Annotated in this window: 21 protein-coding genes; 6 read left to right on the top strand and 15 right to left on the bottom strand. The window is 73.6% G+C overall.

Annotated elements, in window-relative coordinates; genetic code table 11:
- Position 1: 1 nt before the first annotated feature.
- Together ACFIF2_RS31770 and mshA are read right to left on the bottom strand one after the other, a co-directional pair.
- On the bottom strand, positions 2–511 hold the full coding sequence (locus tag ACFIF2_RS31770; RefSeq protein ID WP_395576727.1) for a YbjN domain-containing protein: 510 nt from the start codon (positions 509–511) through the stop codon (positions 2–4).
- Positions 504–1,877 carry a D-inositol-3-phosphate glycosyltransferase gene (mshA, locus tag ACFIF2_RS31765; RefSeq protein WP_395576726.1) on the bottom strand — a complete coding sequence of 458 codons (1,374 nt, stop codon included), beginning with the start codon at positions 1,875–1,877 and terminating at the stop codon, positions 504–506. Before mshA ends, ACFIF2_RS31770 begins: the two co-directional genes overlap by 8 nt.
- A 265-nt stretch (positions 1,878–2,142) precedes the next feature.
- On the opposite strand from mshA, the gene ACFIF2_RS31760 reads away from it, so the two are divergent.
- From ACFIF2_RS31760 to ACFIF2_RS31750, 3 genes are all read left to right on the top strand, one after another.
- Entirely contained in the window at positions 2,143–2,970 is an 828-nt protein-coding gene (locus ACFIF2_RS31760) for a class I SAM-dependent methyltransferase (RefSeq protein ID WP_395576725.1), read from the top strand.
- 202 nt (positions 2,971–3,172) lie between these two features.
- Positions 3,173–4,321 carry an NlpC/P60 family protein gene (locus ACFIF2_RS31755; protein WP_395576724.1) on the top strand — a complete coding sequence of 383 codons (1,149 nt, stop codon included), beginning with the start codon at positions 3,173–3,175 and terminating at the stop codon, positions 4,319–4,321.
- A 333-nt stretch (positions 4,322–4,654) separates the two neighbouring features.
- Positions 4,655–6,088: a PP2C family protein-serine/threonine phosphatase gene (locus tag ACFIF2_RS31750; RefSeq protein WP_395576723.1), complete on the top strand. Its 1,434-nt coding sequence runs from the start codon at positions 4,655–4,657 to the stop codon at positions 6,086–6,088.
- A gap of 68 nt (positions 6,089–6,156) precedes the next feature.
- On the opposite strand, the gene ACFIF2_RS31745 is transcribed toward ACFIF2_RS31750, so the two are convergent.
- The 4 genes from ACFIF2_RS31745 to ACFIF2_RS31730 all read right to left on the bottom strand — a co-directional run bounded on the left by ACFIF2_RS31745 (position 6,157) and on the right by ACFIF2_RS31730 (position 8,378).
- A complete protein-coding gene (locus ACFIF2_RS31745) occupies positions 6,157–6,492 on the bottom strand; it encodes a DUF2516 family protein (protein ID WP_395576750.1) in 336 nt (111 codons plus the stop codon).
- A gap of 116 nt (positions 6,493–6,608) precedes the next feature.
- Complete coding sequence (locus tag ACFIF2_RS31740; protein ID WP_395576722.1) at positions 6,609–7,220, bottom strand: hypothetical protein; 612 nt, start codon at positions 7,218–7,220, stop codon at positions 6,609–6,611.
- 77 nt (positions 7,221–7,297) lie between these two features.
- Positions 7,298–7,849: a helix-turn-helix domain-containing protein gene (locus ACFIF2_RS31735; RefSeq protein WP_395576721.1), complete on the bottom strand. Its 552-nt coding sequence runs from the start codon at positions 7,847–7,849 to the stop codon at positions 7,298–7,300.
- Positions 7,850–8,018: 169 nt separating this feature from the next.
- The gene (locus ACFIF2_RS31730) at positions 8,019–8,378 is read right to left on the bottom strand and encodes a winged helix-turn-helix transcriptional regulator (RefSeq protein WP_395576720.1); all 360 of its coding nucleotides are present in this window, start codon (positions 8,376–8,378) and stop codon (positions 8,019–8,021) included.
- 61 nt (positions 8,379–8,439) lie between these two features.
- Here ACFIF2_RS31730 and ACFIF2_RS31725 point away from each other — a divergent pair, with 61 nt between their 5' ends.
- Complete coding sequence (locus ACFIF2_RS31725) at positions 8,440–9,339, top strand: NAD(P)-dependent oxidoreductase (protein WP_395576719.1); 900 nt, start codon at positions 8,440–8,442, stop codon at positions 9,337–9,339.
- A gap of 72 nt (positions 9,340–9,411) precedes the next feature.
- On the opposite strand, the gene ACFIF2_RS31720 is transcribed toward ACFIF2_RS31725, so the two are convergent.
- From ACFIF2_RS31720 to ACFIF2_RS31695, 6 genes are all read right to left on the bottom strand, one after another.
- Positions 9,412–11,511 (bottom strand): HelD family protein, encoded by a 2,100-nt coding sequence (locus ACFIF2_RS31720; protein WP_395576718.1) that lies wholly within the window; start codon positions 11,509–11,511, stop codon positions 9,412–9,414.
- 74 nt (positions 11,512–11,585) lie between these two features.
- The gene (locus ACFIF2_RS31715) at positions 11,586–12,242 is read right to left on the bottom strand and encodes a TetR family transcriptional regulator (RefSeq protein WP_395576717.1); all 657 of its coding nucleotides are present in this window, start codon (positions 12,240–12,242) and stop codon (positions 11,586–11,588) included.
- Between the two features lie 9 nt (positions 12,243–12,251).
- Positions 12,252–13,253: an ATP/GTP-binding protein gene (locus tag ACFIF2_RS31710; protein WP_395576716.1), complete on the bottom strand. Its 1,002-nt coding sequence runs from the start codon at positions 13,251–13,253 to the stop codon at positions 12,252–12,254.
- A gap of 86 nt (positions 13,254–13,339) precedes the next feature.
- A complete protein-coding gene (locus ACFIF2_RS31705; protein ID WP_395576715.1) occupies positions 13,340–14,416 on the bottom strand; it encodes a phosphotransferase family protein in 1,077 nt (358 codons plus the stop codon).
- Between the two features lie 64 nt (positions 14,417–14,480).
- On the bottom strand, positions 14,481–15,215 hold the full coding sequence (locus ACFIF2_RS31700) for an HAD family hydrolase (RefSeq protein WP_395576714.1): 735 nt from the start codon (positions 15,213–15,215) through the stop codon (positions 14,481–14,483).
- Positions 15,215–16,090, bottom strand: a complete 876-nt coding sequence (locus tag ACFIF2_RS31695; RefSeq protein ID WP_395576713.1) for a winged helix-turn-helix domain-containing protein — start codon at positions 16,088–16,090, stop codon at positions 15,215–15,217. Before ACFIF2_RS31695 ends, ACFIF2_RS31700 begins: the two co-directional genes overlap by 1 nt.
- 149 nt (positions 16,091–16,239) lie before the next feature.
- On the opposite strand from ACFIF2_RS31695, the gene ACFIF2_RS31690 reads away from it, so the two are divergent.
- Entirely contained in the window at positions 16,240–16,428 is a 189-nt protein-coding gene (locus tag ACFIF2_RS31690) for a hypothetical protein (RefSeq protein ID WP_395576712.1), read from the top strand.
- Positions 16,429–16,439: 11 nt separating this feature from the next.
- Here the strand turns inward: ACFIF2_RS31690 and ACFIF2_RS31685 are convergent, their stop codons facing one another.
- The gene (locus ACFIF2_RS31685) at positions 16,440–17,351 is read right to left on the bottom strand and encodes a FadR/GntR family transcriptional regulator (RefSeq protein WP_395576711.1); all 912 of its coding nucleotides are present in this window, start codon (positions 17,349–17,351) and stop codon (positions 16,440–16,442) included.
- Between the two features lie 153 nt (positions 17,352–17,504).
- Here ACFIF2_RS31685 and ACFIF2_RS31680 point away from each other — a divergent pair, with 153 nt between their 5' ends.
- Entirely contained in the window at positions 17,505–17,690 is a 186-nt protein-coding gene (locus ACFIF2_RS31680; RefSeq protein WP_003974784.1) for a hypothetical protein, read from the top strand.
- 174 nt (positions 17,691–17,864) lie between these two features.
- On the opposite strand, the gene ACFIF2_RS31675 is transcribed toward ACFIF2_RS31680, so the two are convergent.
- Together ACFIF2_RS31675 and ACFIF2_RS31670 are read right to left on the bottom strand one after the other, a co-directional pair.
- Positions 17,865–19,157, bottom strand: coding sequence for a GNAT family N-acetyltransferase (locus tag ACFIF2_RS31675; protein WP_395576710.1), 1,293 nt, complete (start codon positions 19,155–19,157; stop codon positions 17,865–17,867).
- Between the two features lie 212 nt (positions 19,158–19,369).
- Positions 19,370–20,371, bottom strand: coding sequence for an asparaginase (locus ACFIF2_RS31670; protein ID WP_395576709.1), 1,002 nt, complete (start codon positions 20,369–20,371; stop codon positions 19,370–19,372).
- Positions 20,372–20,415 lie beyond the last annotated feature (44 nt).

Below are 20,415 nucleotides of genomic sequence, written 5' to 3'. Positions count from 1 at the left end.
GTCAGTCCTCGCCGCGCTCGATCAGGTGCTGGAACGCCTCCAGGTTGCGCGTCGGCTCCCCGCGCGAGGTCCGCCACGCGTACTCCTTGCGGATGGCGGACGCGAAGCCCAGCTCCAGCAGGGTGTTGAAGGAGCCGTCGGCGGCCTCCAGGACCTGGCCGAGCAGGCGGTCGATCTCGTCGGCGGTGACGGCGGCCAGGGGGAGCTTCGCGGTGACGTAGACGTCGCCGAGGCGGTCGACGGCGTAACTCACGCCGTACAGCTTGAGGTTGCGCTCCAGGAGCCAGCGGTGGACGGCGCCCTCGTTCTCGTCGGGGTGGCGGATGACGAAGGCGTTGAGGGAGAGGGAGTGCCGGCCGAGGAGGAGGGAGACCGTCGTGGACAGCTTGCGGGTGCCCGGGAGCTTCACGACGTAGGTGCCGGGGCCGGGGCTCTCCCACTCCACCCCGGCGTCCTTCAGGGCGCCTTCGAGGACCGCCCGCGCTGCCTTCTGTGCCGCTGCCTCAGCCATGGTGGGAGCGTACGCGACGGCGGTGGGCCTGGATCGCGGCCGTGTAGACGTCGGCGGTCGCGGCGGCGGCGCTGTCCCAGCCGAAGGACTGGGCGTGCCGGGCGGCGGCCTCGCCCATGCGGGGGGTCAGCTCCGGGTTGTCGGCGAAATCGCGCAGCACGCGCGCGTACGCGGCGGGATCGTGCCCCGCGACGAGGCGTCCGGTGTGTCCGTCGCGCACGGCGACCGGCAGGCCGCCGACCGAGGCCGCGAGGACCGGCGTGCCGGCCGCCTGGGCCTCGATGGCGACCAGGCCGAAGGACTCGCTGTAGGACGGCATGACCAGCACCGACGCGGCCCGGAACCAGTCGGCGAGCTGCTCCTGGCCCACGGGCGGACGGAACCGTACGACGTCGGCGATGCCGAGCCGCGCGGCGAGCTTCTGCAGGCCCTCCGGTTTGGCGAGGCCGCTGCCGCTGGGGCCGCCGACGACGGGGACGACGATGCGGGAGCGCAGGTCGGGGCACTCGTCGAGGAGGACGGCGACCGCGCGCAGCAGGATGTCCGGCGCCTTGAGCGGCTGTATGCGGCCGGCGAAGAGCGGGATCAGCGCGTCCTGCGGCAGGCCGAGGCGGGCGCGGGCGGCGGCGCGGGCGTCCCCGGCCTGGCCGGGGGCGGGCTCACAGCCCTTGGGGAAGGGGCGGAAGCGGTCCAGGTTGACGCCGGGGTGGACGACGGCGACCTTGGCCGGGTCGGCGGCGTAGTGCCGGACCAGCTCGTCGGCCTCCTCGGCGGTGTTGGCGATCAGCCGGTCGGAGGCGGCGACGATCTGCGTCTCGCCGATGACACGGGCGGCCGGTTCGGGCGTGTCGCCGTCGGCCAGGCTGGCGTTCTTGACCTTGGCCATGGTGTGCATGGCGTGCACCAGGGGGGCGCCCCAGCGCTGGGCGGCGAGCCAGCCGACGTGGCCGGAGAGCCAGTAGTGGGAGTGGACCAGGTCGTAGTGGCCGGGGCGGTGGCCGGCCCACGCCTGCATCACGCCGTGCGTGAAGGCGCACAGCTGGGCGGGGAGGTCCTCCTTGGCCAGTCCCTCGTACGGGCCGGCGTCGACGTGCCGGACGAGGACGCCGGGGGCGAGCTGCACGGACGGCGGGAGTCCCCCCGAGGTCGCGCGCGTGAAGATCTCGACCTCGATGTTGATCGCGGCGAGGCGCTGCGCGAGTTCGACGATGTAGACGTTCATGCCGCCGGCGTCGCCGGTGCCGGGCTGGTGGAGCGGCGAGGTGTGCACGGAGAGCATGGCGACGCGGCGGGGCCTGCGCAGCAGCCTCAGCCGCCCGGTGGCCGCCGGTGAGCGACGCCCCAGCCTGCTGACGTACTGGCTCACGAGCCGTTCCTCCTCGCTGCGGGCATGCCGGTCGGAGGACACGCGCCGCCCTCCAAGGAGGCAGAACACCGGACGGCGGTGCTCCATTTCCGGTTTCCCGGCCTTTACCGAACCATTACCGTCAATCGATCAACCGTTCGACGACGTGACGCGTCACCGCGCCACCCGCGTCGCCCCATCCCGCGTCGCCCCATCCCGCGTCGCCCCATCCCGCGTCGCCCCACCCCGCACCGCGCCACCCGCGGGGGCGCCTACCCTCGTACGCATGCCCTCCCGCGCCACCGTCCGCTCCCACACGGCCCCCGTCGTGGGCACCGTCACGCGCGGGACGACGAACCCCAACCGGCTGCGCCGCATGGACCGCTGGATCGCGGCCACGCACGGCGCGGAACTGCGCCGCGCCGCCGACCCCGTCGCCGTCGACCTCGGCTACGGCGCGGCCCCCTGGACGGCCGTCGAGCTGCTGACCCGCCTGCGCGCGGTCGCCCCGCACGCGCGCGTGGTGGGCGTCGAGATCGACCCGGCGCGGGTGGCGGCGGCCGAACCGTACGCCCGCGCGGGGCTCGTCTTCCGGCACGGCGGCTTCGAGGTCCCCCTCTCCCGCCGGCCCCTGCTCATCCGCGCGGCGAACGTGCTGCGCCAGTACGACGAGGGTGAGGTGGCCGCCGTCTGGCAGCGGCTGTGCGCGCGGCTCGCGCCGGCGTCCGGGCACGGGCGCGGCGGTCTGCTCGTCGAGGGGACCTGCGACGAGATCGGGCGCCGGCACGTGTGGGTGGCGCTCGGCCCCGAGGGGCCGCGAACGGTCACCTTCGCGACCCGGCTCGCCTCCCTGGACCGCCCCTCCGACCTGGCGGAACGGCTGCCGAAGGCGCTCATCCACCGCAACGTCCCCGGCGAGCCCGTGCACGCCTTCCTGCGCGACTTCGACCGCGCCTGGGCCGCCGCCGCGCCCTACGCCGCCTACGGAGCCCGCCAGCGCTGGATACGGGCGGTGCGGGACCTGACGGCCGACTGGCCGGTGGCGGACGGGCCGGCGCGGTGGCGCCAGGGCGAAGTGACGGTGCGGTGGGAGGCGTTGGCGCCGCGCGCCTGAACCGGACACCCCCCGGGCCCCGGACAGATGGCCGGGAACGATCTCCCTGCGGCGTTCGTCACACAGCGGGGGAATCGTCGTACGGCGAGGCAGAAGGGGGGAAGGAGGAGGGAAGCACGACCTCTGTCGCTTTCCGCGCCGGCGTGGCACGATCCCCCAGGCGACCTATGTTACTGACGGTTAATCAGTTTGGGGGCGAGGTATGCGTACGGGGAAGCATGGCTTGATGACCGCTGCCGTGACCGTGGTCTGCGCGGTCACCGTGCTCGCGGCACCGGGCACGGCGTTCGCGGATCCAGGGCCGGTACCCGCGCCCGGACCCGGCACCCCCAGCGCCTCACCGGCCCCGTCCGCCACCCCCGGCAAGGACCTGGAAGCCGTACGCGAGAAGCTCGACAAGCTCTACCGCGCGGCGGCGTCCGCGACGGACGAGTACAACGCCGCCGAGGAGAAGGCGGACAAGCAGTCCACCGAGCTGGTCGAACTGGCCAAGAAGATCGTCAAGGGCCAGGAGAAACTGGACCGGCTGAAGGACCGCGCGGGCGCGGCGGCCCGCTCCCAGTACCGCACCGGCGGCCTGCCCGACGAGGCCAAGCTGATGCTGAGCGACGACCCCGAGGACTTCCTCGACGGCACCGGCCGGGTGATCCAGGGCCAGCGCGCGACCAAGGGCCTGCTCGGCGAGATGACGCGCGCCCAGGAGGACCTCAAGGCGTACGAGGCGGACGCCTCCGCCCAGTTCGAGAAGCTGGAGGCGAACCGCAAGGCCAAGGCCACCGCCCAGAAGAAGATCGAGAAGCAGATCAAGGCGGCCGAGAAGCTGGAGTCCGAGCTGGAGAAGGACGAGCGGGAGCGCCTCGCCCGCCTGGAGCGGGAGGCCCAGGCCAGGGCCCAGACCGCCTGGCTCGACTCCGGCATCGTCAAGGACCTGGACGCCGACGCGACCGAGCAGGGCCGCAAGGCGGTCGCGTACGCCACCGCCCAGGTCGGCAAGCCGTACCAGTGGGGCGCCGAGGGCCCGAAGGCGTACGACTGCTCCGGCCTGACCTCGCAGGCGTGGGTGGCGGCCGGGACGGCGATCCCGCGCACCTCGCAGCAGCAGTGGAAGCAGCTCCCGCGCGTCGACGTCGAGGACATGCGCCCCGGCGACCTGATCATCTACTTCGACGACGCCAGCCACGTCGGCATGTACATCGGCGACGGCTCCGTCGTGCACGCGCCGCGCCCGGGGCGCGCGATCACCGTCGCGGGGGCGGGCACGATGCCGATCCTCGGAGTGGTCCGCCCGGACACGGGCGCGGGCGCGGGTGCGGACGCCGACACGGGCAAGGGCACGGCACCGTCGGACTGAAGCCTGACGCCAGCGGTCTGAAGCCTGACGCCGTCGGACTGCAGCCTGGCACGTCGTTGTGAGGCGGGTCACGCCGCCCCGGCCGGGAGCGTGAAGGGGGCCACGTGACCCAGTCCACGCCGGGCACCCCGCCCCGCGTGACGTTCGTCATCCCGCGCGCCCGGTCGACGTGTCCAACTGCGGTACATAACGCGGCATATGACAGTGGCCGATGGCCGTCCGGCGTGTTCTGGACCATTCCGAAGTGGCGCCGTCACCCGCTATGGTCCCCGTCGGTGGGTCGAGGTCCCTCGCCCCGCCATGCCCTCGGGGGGAGGGAAGGAAGCAACGACGATGCCCGTACCCGTACCGCGGCCCAGGGCGATCCCGGCCGTGGAGTGCGGTCAGGCGCCCGCCGCGTCCCCGGACAGCGGCACCTCAAGGAAGCAGGCCGCGCCCGGGACGCCCCCGGCCCAGAACCCCATCAGCCCCATCAGCCCCACCAGTCAGCGAGAGACCACCACGGAGAAGCGCGAGGAGACCACGGACCGGACCAGGGACCGGCGCGAGAGCACCTTCCCCACCAACCTGACGGTGCTGCTGATCGAGGACGACCCCGGCGGCTCGCCGATCGTGCCCGACCTGCTCGACCAGGCCGGCAAGCCGATCCGTGTCCGCACCGCCCGCAACCTCACCGAGGCCGGACGGCTGCTGACCGACGACGTCCACTGCATCCTGCTGGACCTCGCCCTGTCGGCCCCCGCCCCGGCCCCGGTCCGCCCGGGCCCCGACGGCGACGCCCCCCGCGAGGGGGACGACGAGCTGGCGGTGCTGCGGCACGTACTGGAGCTGGCACCCCGGCACGCCGTGCTGGCGCTCACGTCCTCCAGCGACGCCGAGCGCGGCGCGGAGGCCGTGGCGGTCGGCGCCCAGGACTACCTGTTCCGCGACGAGCTGGACGGCCGGCTGCTGAGCCGGGCGATCCGCTACGCCGTCGAGCGCAAGCGCTCCGACTCGGCGGAGCGGCGCCTGGCCGAGGGCCGGCTGCGGGCGCAGGAGAACCGCCGCCTGGAGCGCGGTCTGCTGCCGACCCCGCTCCTGGAGGGCTCCTCGCTGCGCTTCGCCGCCCGCTACCGCCCGGGTCGTTCCCGCGCCCTGCTCGGCGGTGACTTCTACGACGTCGTCCGCACCCCGGACGGCACCGTGCACGCCATGATCGGCGACGTCTGCGGGCACGGCCCGGACGAGGCGGCGCTCGGCGTGGAGCTGCGGATCGCCTGGCGCGCGCTGACCCTGGCGGGGCTGTGCGGCGACCAGCTGCTGGGCACGCTCCAGCAGGTGCTGGAGCACGAACGCGCCCACGACGAGATCTTCGCGACCCTGTGCGCCGTGGACATCTCCCCGGACGGCCGCCGGGCCGGCCTGTGCCTGGCCGGGCACCCGTCGCCCCTGATCTCCGGCCCGGGCACGCCCGCGCGGCTGCTGCCCTACGACAACAACGGCCCGGCGCTCGGACTGCTGCCGGGCGCCCGCTGGCCGCGCATGCAGGTGGAGCTGGGCGCCGAGTGGAGCCTGATGCTCTACACCGACGGCCTGATCGAGGGCCACATCGGCGAGGGCCGGGAGCGGCTCGGCCAGGACGGCATGGTGGAGATGGTCCGCCGCCAGCTCGCCGAGGGCCTGCGGGGCGAGCAGTTGCTGAGGGCGGCCGTCAACGAGGTCCGCGAACTCAACGGCGGCGAGCTGGCCGATGACGTAGCGGTGGTCCTGCTGGACCGGACGGCCTGAGCCGCAGCCCGGCCCGGGCTGCCCGGCCCAGGCTGCGCGACTCGGGCGCGCGCCGGGCCGGCGTCGCGTCAGCGTCCGCCGTTGTACGGACCGTAGGGGCCGTCGCTGCTGGAGCCGCGGCGGGCATTGCGCCCGCCGCCCGGCAGGCCGCGCAGCGCGGGCCGTACGTCGACCATGTACACGATCGTCGCGATGAGGCCGATGATCGGCAGGAACGACAGGATGTTGAAGATCAGGTTCACCACGAAGGCGAGCCCGAGGATGATCAGCCAGAACGGCTTGGTCTTCTTGTCGGCCGCTCGGTAGGCGTCCTCGCGGCGCGTGGCGGCGTCGATCAAAGCGAAGCCGCTGAAAAGGATCAGGGCGATGCTCAGCAGCCACATGAAGCCTGCGAACCCCTGCATCAGCACAACGTCCACCACCAGACTCGGGTCGTCCTTACGCGGTCACCGTACCCGGAGAACGGGCCGGGCACCCCAGAGGTGCCCGGCCCGGTCCCCACGGTCCGTGTCACGCGCCCCTACTTGGCGGGCGGCGTCGTCTTCTTCGCCGTGCCGGTGGTGCTCTTCTTGGCCGGAGCCTTGCGCGGCGCCGGGGCCTTCCTGGCCGCGGCGGACTTCTCCTCCGTGACCTCGACCTGCTCGGCCTTGGCGGGCTTGGCGGGCTCGACGGCGATGGCCAGCTCCTCCACCTCCTCGGCGACGTCCTCGATGCTGTCGGCGGCCTGGCCGCGCCAGGTGCGCACGGCGTGCTCGCCGCGCTCGGCGACCTTCTCGTAGGTCTCGCGGGCCTTGACGGCGTACTCGGCGGCGACGCCGACCGAGCGCAGCGCGAGGTCCTGGGCGGTCTCGCCGAGCTTCTTGAAGTCGGCGTCGAGGTTGCCGAAGAGCTCGTTGGCCTTGGCCTGGAGGGTGCCCTGCGTCTCCTTGACGCGAGCCGTCGCCTTTTCCTGGACGGCCTTCGGGTCGGTGTTGCGCACGGCCTCGATCCGGGCCGGTGCCTCGGCGCGCAGCTGCTCCACCAGCACCGGCACCTTCCTGGCCTGCTGGAACGCCAGGTCGGCGGTGCCCGCGGCGAAGTAGAGCGGCGTCGGGTCGCTGAGGGTCTTGCGCAGGTCGTCGGTGATGGCCATGGTGATGGTCCTCCGGAAATCGCGTTCTGCTGAGGGTTTGTGTGGTGGTCCCGCGCCCGGCCGGCTACTCGCTCCCGCTACCCGGCCGTCTGCTGCGGGCCGGCGTCGCTGCCGCCGGTCGTACGGGGGCGGTGGCCGGATATGGAGTCACCGCCGTCGGGGAGGCCGTGCGCCGGTCTGCCCACCGGTCCGTCCAGCGATCCGTCCGCCGGTTCGTCCAGCAATCCGTCCGCCTGTCCGTCCTGGGCCGCCGCCGCCCGGTCGTCGGCCGGGTCGGTCCCGAACCCGTTCTCCTTGCGGAACGACTCGTAGATCTGGAGCAGCACCTGCTTCTGCCGCTCGTTCAGCGAGGGGTCGGCCAGGAGGACCGCACGCGTCTCCACGTCGTCCCGGTCCCGCTCGGCGTCGAGGATGCCGGCGCGCACGTAGAGCGTCTCGGCGGAGATCCGCAGCGCCTTGGCGACCTGCTGGAGCACCTCCGCGCTCGGCTTGCGCAGCCCGCGCTCGATCTGGCTCAGGTACGGGTTGGACACGCCCGCGGCGTCGGCGAGCTGCCGCAACGACAGCTGCGCGTTGCGCCGCTGCTCGCGCAGGTACTCACCGAGATTGCCGACGTTGAGCGAGGCCATGCCTCCACGATGCACCACCCTGCTAACTATTGCAAGCACATGCTTGCAATAGTGTGCCTCCCGGGACTCCTGGGCCTTCCCCGCCGCCCCGCACCTACCCACTTTTTTGTGCGTACTTGGCAGCGCGCCCGGGCGGGCCGAAGCTGAGGGAGCAGGGAGCAGGTGGGACTCACGAGACCGCGCGGGTGGCGGCCTCCGGTCCCGCCAGCCTGTCCAGCCGCCGGTGGCCCCAGTCGGAGAGGGGGGAGAGGGCCTCGGCGAGGTCGCGGCCGAAGGCGGTCAGGGAGTACTCGGTCTTCAGGGGAAGCACGTCGTACACCCGCCGGTCCACCAGACCGTCCTCCTCCATCTCGCGCAGCGCCTGGGTCAGCACCTTCTCGGTGAGGCCGGGCACCCGTCGGCGCAGTTCGGCCGGCCGGTGCGGGCCGGACTCCAGCAGCCACAGCAGCGTGGTCTTCCACTTGCCCTCGATCACGGCGATCGCGGCGGTCACCCCACAGACGTCCGGGTCCTGGCGTCGGTGCGCCATGCCGTGCCCCCTTCCTCAGCAGTTGCCTCACAACCATTCTTCACGTTACGGGAGTTCGAGCATGTCCGTGCACACCGACCACCAGCCCGCCGCCACCGCCGTCACCGTTCTCGGGCTCGGTCCGATGGGCCGGGCGCTGGCCTCCGCGTTCCTGGCCGCCGGGCTGCGCACCACCGTCTGGAACCGCACCCCGGGCCGGGACGGCGACCTCGTCGCGCGGGGCGCGGTCTCGGCGTCGTCGGCCGAGGAGGCCGTCGCCGCCTCCCCGCTGACCGTCGTCTGCGTGGTGAACTACGACGCCTCGGACGCCGTACTGCGCCAGGACGCCGTCACCGCCGCCCTCAAGGGCCGTACGGTCGTGAACCTGAGCGCCGACACCCCCGCGCGGGCCCGGGACACGGCCGAGTGGGCCGACCGGCACGGCGTCCGCTACCTGGACGGCGCGATCATGACCCCGGCCCCCACCATCGGCACGGACGACGCGGTGTTCCTGCACAGCGGCCCCGAGGAGCTGTACGAGGAGCACCGGCCCGCACTCGCGGCGCTCGGCGGCACCCACACCCACCTCGGCGAGGACCCCGGGCGGGCCGCCGCCTACGACATCGCCCTGCTCGACATCTTCTGGACGGCGATGGCGGGCTACACGCACGCCCTCGCGGTGGCCCGCGCGGAAGGCGTCACCGGCGCGGAACTCGCCCCGTTCGCCCAGGGCATCGCCGCGATCCTGCCGCCGCTGTTCACCGAGTTCGCGGCCGACACCGACGCGGCCACGTACTCCGGCGAGCTGAACCCGATCACGTCGGCCGCCTCGACCATGGCCCACGTCGTCCACGCCTCCGAGGCGCACGGCATCGACGCGAGCCTGATGCGGGTGATCGAGGGCCAGGCCCGCCGTGTCATCGCCCGCGGACACGGCGCGGACGGGTACACCCGCGTCGTGGAGGTCATCGCCGGCCGGTGACGGGGAGCCCTCCGGGAGGGGGAGCGTGCCAGGGCGGGAAGGGCCGGCGACCGGGCGGGCGGTCGGCCGGCCTCAGAACGGCAGGGGCCGTCCGTGCACCACGTCCAGCCGGGACACCGCGCGGGTGAGCACCACGTAGAGCCGGTGCAGCCCCCGTCCCCCGGGCCCCTCCGCGTCCACGATCGCCGCAGGTTCGACGGCGACGACGTGGTCGTACTCCAGGCCCTTGACGGCCCCCGCCGGCACCACGGCCACCGCCGCTCCCAGGGCCTCGGCGCCCACCGCCCCGATCCCGGCCGCGCCGAGGGCCTCCCGCAGCCGGGGCACGTCCGGTTCGGCGGCGACCACGGCGACGGAGCCCTCCCCGCCGAGGGCGGCCCGTACGGTCTCGACGACCGTGTCCACCACCCGGCCGGGCGCCACCGGACGCATCGTCAGTTCCCCGTCCCGGCGCAGGGAGGTGGCCGCCGGCACGTCCACGTCGAGCCGCGCCAGCAGGCGGTTGGCGAGGCCGACGACCGCCTCGGGCACCCGGAACCCGGTGGTGAGCGGCACCACGGCCGCGTCCGGCCGGCCCAGGTGGGCCAGGACCGTCCGCCAGGACCGCGCGGCCCACGGGGTGGTCCCCTGGGCCAGGTCGCCGAGGACGGTGAGCGAGCCGAAGGCGGCCCGGCGGCCGATGGCCCGGCACTCCATCGGGGAGAGGTCCTGGGCCTCGTCGACGACGATGTGCCCGTGGCCCGCGGGGTGTTCGAGCAGCCCCGCGACCTCGTCCAGGAGGACCAGGTCGGCCGCGGACCAGCGGGCCGACCGCCACGAGCGCGGCGGCCGGGCCCACCGCACCGCCGCCCGCTCGTCGGCGTCCAGCAGCCCGTCGGCGGCCCGCGCCAGTTCGCCGGGGTCGCCGAGGAGCCGGGCGAGGACCTCCTCGGGGCGCACCCGGGGCCACACGGCCTCGACGTACGCGGTGACCGGCCGGGCGCGTTCGATCCGGCGCGCCCACGTGGTGGTCCGCGGCCCGCCGCGCCGCTCGGCCCGGTCCCGCACGTGCCGCACGATCCGGGCCCGCACCCGCTCCCGGCCCACGGTGTACGGCGGTTCCTCGTCCCGTACGTCCGCCACGATCCGGGCCAGTTCACCGGCCGGGACCCGCCAGCGGTACGAGCCGTCCGGCACGGCGAGGTCGCCGGCGGCGTCGGCGGTCACCCGCGCGTACAGGGCGCGGCGCAGCACCTCGGCCATCCGGGCGTCGTGCTTGACGCGGGCGGCCCGCTCGCCGTCGGCCCCGGTGACCGGGTGCCGGGCCAGCTCCCGCGCGAGCGTGGACTGCCGTACGCCCGTCTCGCCGAGGGCGGGCAGCACCTCGGCGATGTAGGAGAGGAAGGTCGGGTTGGGGCCGAGGATCAGCATGCCGCCCCGCTGGACGCGCTGGGGGTGGGTGTAGAGCAGGTAGGCCGCCCGGTGGAGTCCGACGGCGGTCTTGCCCGTGCCCGGGGCGCCCTGGACGCAGAGCGTGGCGGTGAGGTCGGCGCGCACGAGGTCGTCCTGCTCGGGCTGGATGGTGGCGGCGATGTCGCGCATCGGGCCGACGCGGGGCCGTTCGATCTCCCGGGCCACGATGTCGCTCGCCCGGGACTCGCCCCGGTCCAGGTGCTCGTCCTCCAGTCCCGTGAGGTCCGCGGAGTCCCCGCGACCGCCGGGCGCCCACCCGAAGCGGCGGCGGACGGCGACACCGCGCGGGTCGGCGGCGGATGCCTGGTAGAAGGCGCGGGAGACCGGGGCGCGCCAGTCGACGACGAGGGGCGGGGCGGCGGGGTCCTCGGTGATCCGCAGCCGGCCCAGGTGGTAGGTCTGCCCGGCGTGGTCGCCCTCGGCCCCCGCAGCCGCCTCATCACCCCCGCCCGGGCCGGTGTCACCACCACCGCCCGGGCCGGCGAAGTCCAGCCGCCCGAAGAACAGGGGCCCCTCGGGCAGTTCCCGCAGCGCCTCGGCCCGGCTGCGCAGCCGGTGTCCGAGGACTTCGGCGTCGGCACCGGAGGCGGAGACGTCCTCACCGGTGACGACCTGGTCCCGGGCGCCGTCGACCATGGCGGCGAGGGCGGCGCGGCAGTGCTCGTGGTGGGCGCGTTCCTGGGCGAGGGCGTGCCGGAGTGCGGGCTCGGGTGAGGTCATTCCAGCGAGCGTACCGGAATAGCGTTACCTAGTTAAATTTCTTACTCAGTTATCCTCATGTACCGGCCACCTGGCTACCGGGCTCCCCGACTACCCGGCTCCCCGGCCACCCGGCCACCAGCGAATCGCGGCAGTCCCGACGCCAGCGTCCCGAAGGCCCGCTCGGCCGCCGCCACGGCATCCCGCCGCACGTCCGCCGCCCGCTCCCCGGCCGCGATCCGCCGCCAGTTCTCCCTCGCGAGCACCCGCTGTACGGCGATGATCTGGCCGGCCGCCAGCCTGGCCTCCAGGTCGCCGCCGAGGGCCTCCGCGAGCGCGGCCTCCGAGCGCTCCAGGTGCGTGTGCAGCCGGGCGACCAGGGCGGGGGTGCCGTAGAGCAGCCGGTGGAAGGCGAGCACGCCGGGATCGTCGCTGAGCCCGGTCACCGGGTCGAACCGCTCCAGCCCCGCCAGGAAGTGCCGCCGCAGCGCGTCGAGCGGGGCCGGCCCCCGCCCCGCGACCCGGGCCGCCTCGCCCTCGTGGTCGGCGATGCGGTGCAGGACGAGGTCCTCCTTCGCCGGGAAGTACCGGAACAGCGTCGGCTTGGACACCTCGGCCGCGGCGGCCACCTCCGCGACGGACACCGCGTCGAACCCCTTCTCCACGAAGAGCCCGATCGCCACGTCCGACAGCGCCTGGAACATCCGCTGCCTCTTGCGTTCGCGCAGGCCGGGCTCGGTCGGCTCAGTCATGGGGCGAGCCTACGCACTCCTCCCGCCGCGTGCGGCCGACGGCTCCAGGGGGCCCGCCACGTCCCAGAGCGTGCCGAAGAACGCGCGCCTGCGGGCGACGACCTCGCGTCCCAGGTCACTGTCGTACCGGCTCCAGCGGGTCAGCAGCGAACCGTGTCCGATGAGGTCGAGCAGCTGGTCACCGTCGAGGTCCGGGCCCGACGGCCCGGGGCCCGGTGTCCGGTACTCGTCCGGCCTCACGTCGAGTTTGTCGTAGATCCCCTCGAACACGACCTCGTCTCCGACGACGTACAGCTTGAGGAAGGGCGACATGTGCACCGTGCGGAACTCGACGGACAGCGTGCCCTGGTCCTTGCGGGCCATCCTGGCGCGCATCGTCCGCAGCCCGCGCTCGTACCCGGCGATCTTCTCGACCAGGTGGCGGCGGAAACCCGGAGCGTCCGCCAGCCTGCCGTCCGCGTCCCGGACCAGGCCGGGAACCTCGATGGGGCGGGTGAAGTCGGGGACCAGGATGCGGACCGCCACGGACCTCGACGGGTCGGGCGGCAGTTCCTCCAGCACTCTCCTCAGCGGTTCGACGAAGGTCTCCCCGGTGAAGCACATGCCCCACAGCTCGACCTCACCGCCCCGCCTCAGCGTCTGCGCGCACTCCTCCATCAGCCGGTCCGCCGTGACGTCCTCGCCCGACTGCGGACGCAGCCGCGCGGTCAGCTCCCCGACCTCCGCGCTCAGCTGCCGGACGGTCTCGTGCAGGTGCCGCGTCCCCTCCCGCTGGGCGTCGTGCGCCGTGTTCAGCCGCAGCACCTCGGCGTAGAGCACGTAGCCCACGATGCTGAGCAGCGCCCCGCCGATGTAGGTCTTGCCCTGCAGTGCGTCACCGACCGGCTTGACGAACTGCGCCACCAGGCCGACGCAGAAGACGGCCAGCAGCAGCCCCTTGGTCACCGTCGTCTCGGCACGACTCCATCGCGCCGCCATTCTGCCGCCCAGCGACGACCTGCCCTCAGACACCAAGTCCCCCCACTGGCGCACCGGTTGGAGCGAGCCAGCCAATGATGACCGCTGCGGCGGCGGACAGGAAGAGGACGGCGGGCGCCTCATCCCCGCGTGCCGTGCCACTCCCGCAGGGCTTCCACGATCCGGTCCCGGCCCGGCACGTCGACCAGCCGCAGCGGCTCACGGGCCCGCCGTGCCGCCCGCTCGATCCGGTCGGCGGCGGCGTGGAAGTGGCCCGTGCCCGCGCCCTCGGGCAGGTCGAGGGCCGCCCGCATGACGTCGGGGAAGACCGACTGCGCGTGCTCGAAGGCGATGAAGACGGGAAGGTCCTCGTGCAGGCCCGCGGTCAGCTCGGTCAGCCCCGCCTCCGTCATGGCCCCGGCCCACAGCTCCGTCATCCGCTCCTGCTCCTCCTTGCCGTACCCCATGCGCACCAGGTGGGTGGCGAGGTCGTGCAGTGGATCGCCGAGTATCGCCAGCTCCCAGTCGATGACCGCGAGCCGCCGGCCCCGCACGACGACGTTGGCCCGGTGCACGTCCGTGTGCAGGAGCCGGAAAGGGCGGGAGGACCGGCAGCGGTGACTGGCGGCGAACCGCGCCATCGCGTCCTCGGGGACGCCGGCGGCGTCGAAGAGAGCGCCGAAGCGGTCCCGGTTCGGCAGGTGCACCCGCTCCTGCGTGAAGCGGACCAGCCAGTCCAGGAAGCCCTGGCTGTCGCCGTCCCGCGGCCAGCCGTCGGGGCGGGCGGGCAGTTCCGCCACGGGCACCCGGGCGGTGCGGACGAAGAACGACGCGAAGGAGCCCATGAGTTCCTCGTCCACGGCCGCCGTCCCGCCGCTGTCGCCGAGCGTCCGGCCGGGCCGGTACCGGTGGACGGAGCCCTCCCCCAGGTCGGCGAGGCAGGGCGGCACCTCCCGGAGGTACCGGCAGACGACGCCGAGCACCTCCGCCTCCCTCGGCCAGATGCGCGGCACCACCTCCACGGCCGGCAGCGGGACGCGGTACTTGAACCGCGTGAACGGTACGGCGCCCAGCAGCAGCGCCAGCACCAGGCCCGAGCGCCGTACGTAGTTGATGTTGTGGTGTCCGCGCACCACCTCGCCCCTGCCACGGAGCCTGCGCGACTCCACGAGCTGTTGCACGAGCGCTGTGCGCGCCCGGTGGTGCAGACGGTGCATGGCCGGAGAGTAGCGCTCCCGGTCCCTCGGACGGACCGGGCGCCCCAGGTGTCGGGGCGGGGCCCTACCGGGCCCGGTGGTGCAGCAGGTCCAGCAGCGGCGCGAAGGAGCCGACGACGGTGTCGGCGCCGGCATCGGCCAGGAGTCTCGCCTTGCGCTCGTCGCGCCCGTAGCCGAGGAAGGGCACGTTGGCCCGCCGGGCCGCTTCGCAGTCGGACGGGGAGTCGCCGATGAACAGCGAGGCGGAGGGCGCGGCCCCCAGGGCGTCGAGGGCCCGGACCAGCGTGTGGGGATCGGGTTTGAGCAGCCGCAGCTCCTCGGTGCGGCCGTAGATGTGCGGGGCGAAGCTCGGCAGCAGGCCCCGCCCGGAGAGATAGGCGCGCACCACGCGCGGGGAGTTGTTGGTGGCGACGGCCAGCCGTACGCCCACCGCCCTCCAGGTCCGGATCAGCGGATCGGCGTAGGCGGTCGGCAGGGCGGAGGCGGTCGCCCGCAGTTCCTCCTGGGTGAGGCGTTCCTCCAGTTCCCCGACCAGGCCGCGGGGGTACCGGCGGTCGACCGCGCGCAGCACCGCGTGCGGGTCCGGGGACTCCCGTTCCCCGGCCGTCAGCAGCCCGCGCGGTCCGCGGTGCTCCAGCCAGTCGACCAGGCCGGCCGCCACCTGTTCCGCCCGGTGCCCCGCGAACAGGCGGCAGATCGGCCCGTCGAAGTCCCACAGCACGAAGCGGGCGCCGCTCACCAGCCGCCCGAGGTTGTCCGTGGCCGGCTCCGGCCCGGTCCGCGTCGCATCAGAAGTCACTAGGAGAGTGTCATGTCCGAGGTGATGGTTTCCCAGAGGGCGTCGAACCACTTCTGTGATTCCGCCACGAACATCGCGTCCCGGTGCCCCGCCCGCTTCAGGTAGGAGAACAGCAGCGACTGGGAGCCCAGGGCGTCGTACATCTCCAGCGTCCGGCTCTCGTACTCCTCCTCGCGGCGGGTCAGCATGTAGTAGCCGAGCAGCGCCTCCTCGCCGTTGAGCAGGTAGAGCTTCATCGGCGGGGTGAAGGGCAGCGCGCGGAAGGCGACGCGCACGTCGACGCGATGGGTGGAGCGCACGGCGTGCAGGTTGTGCTGGAGGACGCGGGCCTGGGCGTTGCGCATCTGGAGCCAGCGCTGGTGGACCGGGTCGTCGTCCTCGTGCTCGACCAGGACGGGGAAGGCCAGCACGATGTCGCGGGACGGCATCAGGACGCGGAAGTCGATGGACTCGGGCCGGATGCGGCCCTCGTGGATGAGGCGGAGCGGCTCGCTGAGGGCGAGCATCAGCGTCTCGGAGGTGTGGCACACGACGTCGACCTTCACGTGCGGCGCGGAGAACGCCTCCGACAGCCGCGGCCCGAGCGCCACCATCGTCGGCTGCGGCTCGCCCCGGGACGTGGCGGGCTCGGCGATGCGGGGCGGGCTGCCCTTGCTGACGTTGGTCAGCAGGCCGTCCTCCTGGAGTGCCCGCAGGGCCTGGCGTACGGTGCCGCGCTCCACGTGGAACTCGTCGGCCAGCTCGGCCTGGGTGGGCAGGCGGTCGCCCGCCTTGAGGTCTCCCCCGCGGATCCGCTCCCGCAGGATCTCGGCGATCTCCTGGGACGAGAGCCTTCTGCCGCCGTTCACGGACACGTTCTCCTGAGTCACGACCAAACGCTACAACTTCGACCTACCTATCGGGAGTTGTTTGAAACTTGTTTATAGGTAGCAGCCAAGTGGGGACAACCTAGGCAGAGTTGGTTGCCAACTCGGCTCAGTTGGCGGAGGTCTCGCCGCCCCGAGCTTCCGAAGGGGGAAAGCCCATGCCCGTCCTCGCACTCGTCTCCGCGCTCCTCGTCGTCACCTTCGAGCAGATCGTCCAGTGGAAGTACGGCACCTCCGGCATCGTCGGCCTGCTCCTGCTCACCATCGGCATCAAGGCCAAGAGCCCGTCGGTCAGCTCCACCGGAGCGGTGGTGCTGGCCCTGCTGGTCGCGGGCCCCGCGCTGTGACCCGGGGATGATCACGCGGTGAGCAGCAGCTCGGAGCTGATCGTCTCCCACAGCGCGTCGAACCACAGCCGCGACTGCTTCACGAACACCCCGTCCCGCAGGCCCCCGGCCTGCCCGAACGCGAACAGCGTCGAACGGATGCCCTCCGCGTCGTACATCTCCATCGGTTCGTGGTCGATCTCCTGCTCACGCCGGCTGAGGGTGTAGTACGCGAAGAGGGCCTCCGTGCCGTTGAGCAGGTACAGCTTCACGGGCGGCGTGAAGGGCAGCGCGCGGAAGGAGACCCGCACGTCGATGCCGTGCGTGGCCCGCAGGCCCAGCAGGTTGTGCCGGAGCACCCGGCCCTGGGCGTTGCGCATGGCCAGCCACCGCTCGTGCACCGCTCCCCCGTCCCCCCGGCCCCCCACCGCCACCGGGAAGGCAAGGTCGATGTCGCGGCCCGGGAGCAGCACCCGGACGTCGATCTTGGCCGGTTTCAGTCGCCCCGCGTGGATCTCGCGCAGCGGTTCGCCGAGGGCGAGGGTGAGGGAGACCGCGGTCAGGCACAGGGCGTCGATCTCGACGTGGGGTGCGGCGAAGGCCTCGGCGATCCTGGGCGCGAGGGCGGCCGTGGTGGGCATCGGCGGTGCCAAGGGCCCGGTCAGCGGGCCGCCCGGGTCGGGTGCGACGGTCGCGGGGCTCCCTTTGGACACGTTGGTGAGCAGCCGCTCCGACCGGAGGATGCGCAGGGCCTGGCGGACGGCGCCGCGCTCCACGCCGAACTCGTCGGCCAACTGGGCCTGCGTGGGCATGCGCTGGCCCGGCTGCAGCCGACCGGACCTGATCCGGGCGCGCAGTTCGTCGGCCACCTCGCGATGCGTTCTCTGTGGCCGCTGCGGTCTCTTCCGCCCATTGACGGGGGCATGTTCCGGCTCCACGGCCAAACACTACAACTTCCCGCCATCTTTGGGCAGTTCGAGGAAAGGTGGTTATGAGACGCACCCAAGTGGCAATAAGTACAGTGAAGTTGGCAGCCAACTTGAGCAACGTGGTCGAGCCTCTCGGGGGTTGGCCACCACGGTGTCAGGGGGTCCACCATGCCGCTCATCGCCATCGTCGTCGCCGCTCTGGCCATCGGGTTCGAGCAGCTCGTGCAGTGGAAGTACGGGCCGATGGGCATCATCGCGTTCGTCGCGCTGTCCATCGGCATCAAGGCGAAGAACACCATGATCGGCGGTGTGGGCGCGGTGATCCTCGTGATGCTGCTCGCCCAGTCCGGCTGAAGAGACGTACTGCTGTCCGGGCCCTTCTCCGGAGGGGAGCCAGGGGCCCGGACGGTCAGTCAGCACCACCGCACGACAACCACAACCACAACCACAACCGAACAGCGGCACCACAACCGAAGAGCACGCGCTACGGATGCGCGCACCCACCGTCACCGGCAGAAGGGAGCCGGCTCAGAACATGTCCGGGCACCAAGGCCGCCTGGACGTACGCAGCAGGGCGTCGGCCACACGGGCGGCGCCCGCTCGTTCTTCCCGGACCCGGCCGAGCGCGGCCAGCCGCACGGCCGACTCGTCGCCCAGCCACAGCGCCGCCAGCTCCCCCACGTCGAGCACCAGGTGGGCGCTCTCGGTGGTCGCCGTGCAGGACGCCCCGTCCGGCCCGGCCTCCAGCCGCCACCGCCCGCCGCTCGTCCCTCCCCCGCTCTCAGGTCCGCTCGAGCGGGGGGACCCCCATCGGTCCACGACCTCCAGCACCAGCGACCCCCGCCCCTCGTACGTCCGCGCCTCCAGCGCCCGTACGACGTCCAGGATCCGCACCCACAGCCAGTCGGCCTGCGTGGTGATCCTGGCCGCGCGCGGGTCCGGCAGGAGGTGCGGGAGCAGGTCGTCGGGGGCCCGCCAGCCGCTCTTCACCGTCGTGACCCAGTCGATCGAGAACAGGTAGCTCCACAGGGCGCGCTCGGCGGCCGGCGTCACCGCCAGCAGCCACTGGACGGTCACCGTGTTCAGCGGCTGCTTGGCGTCGCCCCAGCGGTCGTCGGCCTTGTACGCGACCATGCCCTCGACCCCGCCGTCCGCCGAGCGGTACACGGCGTAGAAGGGCTCGGTCCACGGGGAGCCGTCCGTGCTCAGCACGCCGGTCCGGGTCTGCCACCACAGGTCGGCCCGGCTGACCGCGCCCGGCTGGGCCCGGCGCAGCCGCTCGTGCAGCTCGGGGCCCAGCTTGCGGACGTCCTCGCCGTCCACGAGGTCGATCCGGCCGCCGTCCCCGGGGACCGCCCGGCGCGGGTCGAGACCGGCGCGCGGCACGTCGACCGTCCACTCGGTCATGGTGGTCGCGGGCCCGAAGCCGTAGCGGCCGTAGATCGGGTACTCGGCCGCGATCAGGGTGGCGACGACGTCCCCGCGCTCCCTCGCCGCGGCCAGGTCCCGCGCCATCATGCGGGTGAGCAGGCCGCGGCGGCGGTGGGTCGGGGAGACGGTGACGTTGGAGACGGCGTCGGCCTGGACGAGGGCGCCTCCGACGGCGGTGAGCTCCTGGTCGAAGGACCGGAAGGTCGCCACGCAGCGCTCGCCGTCGAAGGCGCCGATCGACCGGCCCGGCACGAAGAGGTGGCGACGGGCCTCCAACTGCTCCGCGGCGACGGCGGGCGGCATCAGGAACCCGGTGTTCAGGGCCCGTTGCCAGTCGGCGAACTCGGCCTCGGTGATGGGACGTACGTCGATGTCGGTGCGGCGGGTCATGCGCTCACGGTAGGTCGGCGCCCTCGCCCGCGTCGCGCGGATTTGCCGGGCAGCGGTGACGGGGGGGCACGGCTCCCTCCGCCGGGCACCGGCGAGAGGGCGCGCGCTTCCCGGCGCCGCGCCGGAGCGCACGCCCCGGCGGCGCGCCGTCCGCGCGCCGACTCACCGGAGAGGAACGTTCCTCCCGGTCACCTCGCCCGCCGCGTCGCCCCTCAGAAGGCCGCCCGGATCTCCCCCACCTCGCGGCCGCCGCCCAGCAGCGGCGTGCGGCCGATGCGCTCGACCACCGGGCTCTCGACGCCCAGCAGGGTCAGCGCGCGGGCCAGCACCGGACCGAGCGCCCGGGTCGCGCCGTCCTCGACCTTGAAGGCCAGGGCGCGGCCGTCCGGCAGGGCCACCGCCTGCACGGCCTCGGCGCCCATCTTGGAGAGCGTGCCCGGCACCTCACGCATCAGCCAGGTGTCCGCGCGGCGGGTGCCGGCGACGTACTCGGGGTGGGCGCGCATCGCGTCGGCGACCCGGCGCTCCGGGGTGCCGGGCTCGGCGCCGACGAAGGAGCGGAAGGCGCGGGCCAGCCCCACCAGGCTGATCGCCATCAGCGGCGCCCCGCACCCGTCCGTGCCGACGGCGGCGACCGGCTCGCCCGCCGCGTCCTCCACGACCTTGTGGATGATCCGCTGGAGCGGGTGCCCGGGGTCCAGGTAGGTCTCCTGGGGCCAGCCCCGCTGGGCGCAGACGGCCAGCATCGCGGTGTGCTTGCCGGAGCAGTTCATGGTGACCCGGTCGGGCTCCGCGCCGGACGCCAGGTACGTGTCCCGCTCCTCGGCGTCCAGCGGCAGGTCGGGCGGGCACTGGAGCAGGGCCGGGTCGAGGCCGTACTCGTCCAGCATCTGGCGGACCAGGTCGCGGTGGAACGGTTCTCCGGAGTGGCTCGCGGCGGCCATCGCCAGCCGCTCGCCCTCCAGGTCGAGGCCGGCCCGCAGGACGCCGGCCGCCTGCATCGGCTTGTTGGCGGAGCGCGGGAAGACCGGCGCGGTCACCTTCCCGAGCGCCAGCTGGACGGCCCCGTCGGCGCCCAGGACGACCAGGCTGCCGCGGTGCCGCCCCTCGACGAAGCCGGACCGGACGACCTCGGCGAGGACGGGCGGTACGACCGTCGAGAGGGCGGACGTGGGGGCGGGCTGGGGCGGCTGCGACGGCTGGGGCTCGGGCATCGGCGGTGGGCCTTCCGGACGGGGTGACCCACCGCGCGGCGACG

This window comes from Streptomyces sp. BK79 (assembly GCF_044142145.1).
In the GTDB taxonomy this organism is placed as follows: Bacteria; Actinomycetota; Actinomycetes; order Streptomycetales; family Streptomycetaceae; genus Streptomyces.
This window is presented reverse-complemented; position numbering and strand designations above follow the sequence as displayed.

Bases quoted from the DNA above. Each gene is read 5' to 3' on its own strand.
- ACFIF2_RS31770 (WP_395576727.1), bottom strand. From the start codon at position 511: ATGGCTGAGGCAGCGGCACAGAAGGCAGCGCGGGCGGTCCTCGAAGGC.
- ACFIF2_RS31760 (WP_395576725.1), top strand. From the start codon at position 2,143: ATGCCCTCCCGCGCCACCGTCCGCTCCCACACGGCCCCCGTCGTGGGC.
- ACFIF2_RS31755 (WP_395576724.1), top strand. From the start codon at position 3,173: ATGCGTACGGGGAAGCATGGCTTGATGACCGCTGCCGTGACCGTGGTC.
- ACFIF2_RS31750 (WP_395576723.1), top strand. From the start codon at position 4,655: ATGCCCGTACCCGTACCGCGGCCCAGGGCGATCCCGGCCGTGGAGTGC.
- ACFIF2_RS31745 (WP_395576750.1), bottom strand. From the start codon at position 6,492: ATGCAGGGGTTCGCAGGCTTCATGTGGCTGCTGAGCATCGCCCTGATC.
- ACFIF2_RS31740 (WP_395576722.1), bottom strand. From the start codon at position 7,220: ATGGCCATCACCGACGACCTGCGCAAGACCCTCAGCGACCCGACGCCG.
- ACFIF2_RS31735 (WP_395576721.1), bottom strand. From the start codon at position 7,849: ATGGCCTCGCTCAACGTCGGCAATCTCGGTGAGTACCTGCGCGAGCAG.
- ACFIF2_RS31730 (WP_395576720.1), bottom strand. From the start codon at position 8,378: ATGGCGCACCGACGCCAGGACCCGGACGTCTGTGGGGTGACCGCCGCG.
- ACFIF2_RS31725 (WP_395576719.1), top strand. From the start codon at position 8,440: ATGTCCGTGCACACCGACCACCAGCCCGCCGCCACCGCCGTCACCGTT.
- ACFIF2_RS31720 (WP_395576718.1), bottom strand. From the start codon at position 11,511: ATGACCTCACCCGAGCCCGCACTCCGGCACGCCCTCGCCCAGGAACGC.
- ACFIF2_RS31715 (WP_395576717.1), bottom strand. From the start codon at position 12,242: ATGACTGAGCCGACCGAGCCCGGCCTGCGCGAACGCAAGAGGCAGCGG.
- ACFIF2_RS31705 (WP_395576715.1), bottom strand. From the start codon at position 14,416: ATGCACCGTCTGCACCACCGGGCGCGCACAGCGCTCGTGCAACAGCTC.
- ACFIF2_RS31690 (WP_395576712.1), top strand. From the start codon at position 16,240: ATGCCCGTCCTCGCACTCGTCTCCGCGCTCCTCGTCGTCACCTTCGAG.
- ACFIF2_RS31680 (WP_003974784.1), top strand. From the start codon at position 17,505: ATGCCGCTCATCGCCATCGTCGTCGCCGCTCTGGCCATCGGGTTCGAG.
- ACFIF2_RS31675 (WP_395576710.1), bottom strand. From the start codon at position 19,157: ATGACCCGCCGCACCGACATCGACGTACGTCCCATCACCGAGGCCGAG.
- ACFIF2_RS31670 (WP_395576709.1), bottom strand. From the start codon at position 20,371: ATGCCCGAGCCCCAGCCGTCGCAGCCGCCCCAGCCCGCCCCCACGTCC.